Origin of the sequence: Microcystis sp. LE19-10.1B (assembly GCF_027530565.1) — a bacterium.
In the GTDB taxonomy this organism is placed as follows: Bacteria; Cyanobacteriota; Cyanobacteriia; order Cyanobacteriales; family Microcystaceae; genus Microcystis; species Microcystis aeruginosa.
Window position 1 is genome coordinate 1 of the sequence record NZ_JAPZQM010000157.1, and the last position, 4,314, is coordinate 4,314.

Annotated in this window: 3 protein-coding genes and 1 pseudogene; all 4 read right to left on the minus strand. The window is 42.7% G+C overall.

Going from position 1 to position 4,314, the window contains the following annotated elements:
- Nucleotides 1-110: 110 nt before the first annotated feature.
- A complete protein-coding gene (hpsO, locus tag O9332_RS05625; RefSeq protein ID WP_002758136.1) occupies nt 111-1,280 on the minus strand; it encodes a hormogonium polysaccharide biosynthesis glycosyltransferase HpsO in 1,170 nt (389 codons plus the stop codon).
- A complete protein-coding gene (hpsN, locus tag O9332_RS05630; protein WP_002758135.1) occupies nt 1,277-2,272 on the minus strand; it encodes a hormogonium polysaccharide biosynthesis glycosyltransferase HpsN in 996 nt (331 codons plus the stop codon). Before hpsN ends, hpsO begins: the two co-directional genes overlap by 4 nt.
- A 116-nt stretch (nt 2,273-2,388) precedes the next feature.
- Complete coding sequence (gene hpsL, locus O9332_RS05635) at nt 2,389-4,116, minus strand: hormogonium polysaccharide biosynthesis protein HpsL (RefSeq protein ID WP_288024169.1); 1,728 nt, start codon at nt 4,114-4,116, stop codon at nt 2,389-2,391.
- A 59-nt stretch (nt 4,117-4,175) separates the two neighbouring features.
- A pseudogene (locus tag O9332_RS28330) lies at nt 4,176-4,314 on the minus strand (RRXRR domain-containing protein); the annotation flags it as partial.

The following is a 4,314-nucleotide window of genomic DNA, read 5'->3' on the forward strand; positions in this document are numbered from 1 at the left end:
TCAGCTTTTTTCTCCCCACACCCCTTCTCCACTCTCCCTTCTCCCTTCTCCCCACACCCCACACCCCACACCCCACACCCCACACCCCACACCCCACACCCCACTTCCCATCATCGAGGGAGTAATTGTTGATAGAAATCCAATTGTTTTTGAGCGAGGGCTTTATTAGTATAATTGGTCATTACCCTCTGATAACCCCTCTGGCCTAATTCTTGAGCGAAGCTGGGATTATCTAAGAGAGTTTGTATAGATTTAGCCAGTGCCTCCCCATCTTTTTCGGGAAAAATTAAACCCGTATCAGCAATAACAAAGGGGATTTCTCCCGAATCAGAACCAATAACAGGAACCTGACAGGCCATAGCTTCAATTAAGACATGACCGAATTGTTCTTTCCAACCGACGGCAGTTAAGGTTTTGACCTGATAGGTGATTTCTGAAGGCAAAACTAAAGTGTTCATCAGGTTAATATAATTAACTACTTGATCGTGGGGAACACTTTCCACTATCATCAAGCGATCGCTTATTCCTGCGGCTGTAGCTTCGCTGACTATTTTATCTTTCAGGATTCCCCGACCTAACAGTAATAATTTCCACTTACCTGTTAATTTAGCTACAGCTTTAATCAGCGTTATAATGCCTTTCTCTTCCACAAAACGACCGACAAAACCAATCACAAATTCATCGCTTTCAATGCCTAAAGATCGGGCTAAATCGGGTTGCTTGTCAGGGGAAAAAAGGACTTCATCCACTCCTAATTGCGGTAAAACTGTGTATTTACCCCTGTAACCCCGTTCTTTTAAAACATCTACTCCGTCCTGATTACCGGCGATTAAACCATCGGTATTTTTCAGGTTATAAGCTTCTAACCAAGAGATGGGAAATTTAGGAGTATAGGGAAGATTCCACCAAGTAAAAAATACATTTTTAGCCTGGAGATTTAAGAGACGATTCAGAGTAATAAATTGAGCATAAGCGAGAGATTTAGAACCCTGTTCCACTTGAATAATATCGGGTCTAAATTTCTGCAATAAAGGAATTATATCAGCACCAAAAGTTAATAAAGCTTGGTTATTCTGGCTAAAATTAGAGATAGGAATGACTCGGAAATTGTCGGCTATTTTCGGTTGACTTTCAATGATTTTATTTTGGACTCCTCCCGGTTGCCAACGTTGGGGAACAACAATAGTAACTTCAATATTGGGATTTAATCTTGTCAGGGCGCGCAGTTTCTCACAGTTGAGATCAACTATATAGGTATGACTAGCGACTAAAATTCTCATAGATTATCTAGTTTTGTATAAATTTGGCCATCATTCCAGAGGGACTTTACTTGAGTTTTCAGAGCATCAAGAAAACCTAAACTATAAAAAATTCCCCTAGAGAGTATTTTAATCGGGGAACCACCTTTATTACAGGGAGGATTGCCAAGAACGTGACAATCAAATAATTTAGCATAGAGTCGCAATTGTTGAGCGGGAGTGAGATTTTTCAGGGCCATCAGAAAGTGATTATGATAAAAAGTCGTCTGATAACTCAAAGAACGAGTGCTAATATCATGACAGCCGCCGGTTTCTTCGCCTAAATGAACCAGATAAGCGGTGGGATCGTACCAGACATGATAGGGAGTCCGGCGTAACCTTAAGCAAAAATCCGATTCCTCGCGCACGGCACTGCCACGAAAGCGTTCATCGAACCAAATGCCGTATTTCGTAAATATATCCTTACGGAAAGACATATTACAGCCCCGGGCTGAGATTACCTGCTGGGGTTTAGTGGTGTGGACAAGATCGATGTAATACCAAGCAATGCCCGGATCCATCGCTTGGGGGGGTAAAAAGTCGATTTCGTAGGGTTTGCCGGTATCTGTCACCATTTTTTGGGAGTCACCCAATTTCATGCGATCAAATACCCGACCGGCCACTACACCTATCTCAGGGTTCTTGACAAAATTCTCACTATGTGCTTTGAGATAATTATCCGGTAGCCGCACATCATCATCGATAAAAAGAACGATATCGCCTTGGGCGCGACGGACTCCATAATTTCTGGCACCGGGTAAACTCGCCCAATCTAGCCGATACCAGCTAATTTTGTGCTGATTAGCCAGATTTTCCAGATAGGATTGTATGGCGGGGCTGTGGGTAGCGGTTTGGTCGATAACTAACACCTCAAAATCGGGATAATCTTGTTTGAGCAGGTCATCGAGAGTATCTTTAAGAGGCTCTTCGCGTCGATAGGTGGGTATGATGACAGAAATCGAGGGAAAATTCATAGCAGGGAATGGGGGAGTGGGGGAGTGGGGAAGTGGGGGAGTGGGGAAATGGGGGAATGGGGGAATTTCCACTAAAACCCTAAAACCCCAACACCCTAAAACCCAACACCTATATTTCAAGCTAAAGAAACACCTTTGCGTTTAAATTTTAAGCCCTTTTTGGAGGATTTTGTGGCGGTTTCCCCCGCCAGAATTTTGGCTTCTTTTTCCTGTTTTTCGATCACGGGTAATCTAAAAATTACGCCCGCAAATATCCAGTAATAAACGCCCACAGGATCCGTATCGAGGGCATACCAATAGGGAAGATAGGCAACAAAGAGCAGCAAAACCCAATAACTACCGGCAAAACCCCGCAGAGTGGGATCTTTGAGGGAACGATAGGTGCGGAAGGCCAGATAAACTAGATGGGTCATGAATATCATGTACAAGGCAAAACCAATGTATCCCAACTCGAATAAAACTTTAGTGTGATAGGTTTCCACAAAGGAAATATTACCGAAAACCCTAGCAGAAGCTGTGGCCACACCAAGTCCACGACCTAAAATACCGCCCTGATTACGAATAGCAAAATCCAACTGTTCTTGAATAAAAAGGGTGGGGGGAGCCTGTTGCCAACGGTTGATGGCACTATCGTAGCGTTGTTGGACAAAATCCGGGTCAAGGAAAGAAAAACCGATAGCTAGAAGTAAAGTGGCGGCAAAAATGATCGGCAAAAATCGTTTTAAGTTAGCGATTTGTCCCGTAAGAATCGGGATCAGAAGAATAATTATCAGTACACCAAAGAAAGCTAGTCTTTGCCCAGATATCAATGCATTAATAAAAACTAGGGTTAAACCCACTAGGGCTGCTAGTCGCCATTTTTGGGAAATTTCACTAAAGGCACTGGCATAACAAACTACGGCACTAGAGACCAAAAACCAAGCCCAGTGCCAGGGAGAAACAAAGGTACCTGGTAGGCGGATCATATTCACTTCCGGACTATACACTAATGCCCCACCAACCAAACACCTTGCATCTAAGTGGGCTTTGAATAGTGCATCAGCTACAAAGCCTCTAGTTCCTACACAACGACCGGTTTTCAGCATCCAGTATTGCATTAGTCCTAGGACACAACAAATAATCGCTAAAGTCACTAAAAGACGACTAAAAAATAATAGGGTCGGTTTGTCTTTGATTAAGTAATAAGTGCAGAAGATCAAGGGGACATAACCCAGCAAAACTTTAAATCCTAATATTCCTTGCAGAAAAGTCTCACTTTCCCGACAGGGAATCCCGCCCAAACGACCATCCCTAAAGATACTCATCCCAGCCACGGAATCACAAGTAGGCAGAAATTGTCTCTGCAAATTGACGGCTAATAGACAAACTACACAGAAAACAAAGATTAATAATAGGGTTGTACCTAATTGTTTGGGGACAATAATCGGTAATTGCTTTTTTCGACATTCTAAAACTAAGGCGATTAAAGCGGGTAGATAAAAGATATCTTTACTAAGCTGGAGGATTGAACTACCTCCCAACCAATACACGATAGTGCCAGTGAAGGGGACATAGATAATAAATGCCCAAAGAGCCATGCGAGGATAGCTAAAGGAGAAAACTACTAAAATTAAGGCTAAACTTACTGCAGCTCCTATCGTGGCATCAAATAATAAGCTGAGGGGTAATCCGAGCAAAATTGCTACACAAATAGCAAAAATAACCAACCCCGTTAACTTTTGTTTCTTTTGCCTTTCTTCTTTTTTGAGGGCAAGTTTCTCTTTGATGTTAAGCGGGGGACTATCAGCTTTTGTTTGGCCTTGTTTATTCTTTTTTTTCTGGCGATCAATACTTAGTCTGGTCATCGAAAAACTGGGTCTGAAACCCCGCCCTTTAGCGATAGCGGAGGGCGGCTTTATATAAGTTAGCGAGAAACAATTAAACCGTTAGAACGACGAATTAACTGAATCTTGCTAACAGCTATCTGTCCCAATCGTTGACCATTGGTATCGCTTACAGATAGCTGTTTTTCGGTATCTCCACTGACATAACCAATCCCTTTG

Coding starts and splice junctions, on each gene's coding strand:
- hpsO (WP_002758136.1), bottom strand. CDS start 1,280: ATGAGAATTTTAGTCGCTAGTCATACCTATATAGTTGATCTCAACTGT.
- hpsN (WP_002758135.1), bottom strand. CDS start 2,272: ATGAATTTTCCCTCGATTTCTGTCATCATACCCACCTATCGACGCGAA.
- hpsL (WP_288024169.1), bottom strand. CDS start 4,116: ATGACCAGACTAAGTATTGATCGCCAGAAAAAAAAGAATAAACAAGGC.